The sequence below is a fragment of the Nocardioides sp. CPCC 206348 genome (genome assembly GCF_048654705.1).
In the GTDB taxonomy this organism is placed as follows: Bacteria; Actinomycetota; Actinomycetes; order Propionibacteriales; family Nocardioidaceae; genus Nocardioides.
The window spans coordinates 3,783-4,751 of record NZ_JBMCZA010000203.1 but is presented as its reverse complement, the minus strand read 5'-3'; the positions used below and the strand labels follow the sequence as shown (position 1 = coordinate 4,751).

Here is a 969-nt window from a genome sequence, read left to right as displayed (position 1 = left end):
GACTACAACTACCTGCTCGTCCAGATCCGCGGCACCGGTGGCAGTGACGGGTCCTTCGATGCGCTCGGCCCAAAGAGCCAGAGCGACGTCGTGGAGGTGCTGGAGTGGGCCTGCACGCAGCCGTTCAGCGACGGGCGCCTGGCGCTCAACGGGTTCTCGGCCAGCGCGATCGTGCTCTACAACTCCTGGCACCAGGAACTGCCATGCGTGAAGGCCGCGATCCTCAAGTCCGGCACCCACGAGCTGTACCGCGACCTGCTCGTGCCCGGCGGCCTGATGAACCTCGTCCCCGGCGCCGGCGTCATCGCACTGATCGGCGCCCCCGCCCTGCTGCAGGGCATCGAACGGCTGCAGCGCAACCCGGGCTCCTCGCTCGACGTGATCGGCGGACTCTTCACCTCGGGAGTCAATGCCGGCCTGGCCCACCCCAGCCTCGACGCCTGGTGGACCGAGCGTGGCTGGCGCGGCGACGCCAACGACATCCCGGTGCTGATGATCAACGGCTTCTACGACGTCGAGTCGCGCGGCGCGTTCCAGGGCTACCAGGCGTTGAAGGCCGATGGTGCCCACCTCGTGATGGAGGGCGGCCACGACGGCGTACCGGCAGGCACGGACGGGGGAGCGGCCGAGGCGGCTGCCTGGCTCGACCACTTCGTGCGGGGCGAGGCCAACGGCATCGAGGGCCAGCCGCGGGTCAGCCTCACGCTCGCGAAGGGCGACCGGCCGTCGTACCTCAAGGGCGAGCACGTCACCGTCCAGGGGGCCGACTGGCCACTGCCCGGCACCGAGTGGACCGAGCTGGCCTTCGCGCCGGGCCGGTCGCTCGCACTGACGCCGCCGACCACGAGGGGTACGGCGTCGTACGTCACCGTGCCGTCCCTGCCGACGATGACCGACGTCCCGAACATCGCACTGATCGACGCCGGTGCCGCCGGTGCGTTCTCGGGTGCGTTGCCGCTGCTCAGCCAG

General features: G+C 70.6%; 1 protein-coding gene. It reads left to right on the top strand.

Annotated features, from left to right (window positions below):
• The coding region (locus ACOADB_RS20065) for a CocE/NonD family hydrolase (RefSeq protein ID WP_378602564.1) at positions 1 to 969 on the top strand (969 nt) is incomplete at both ends.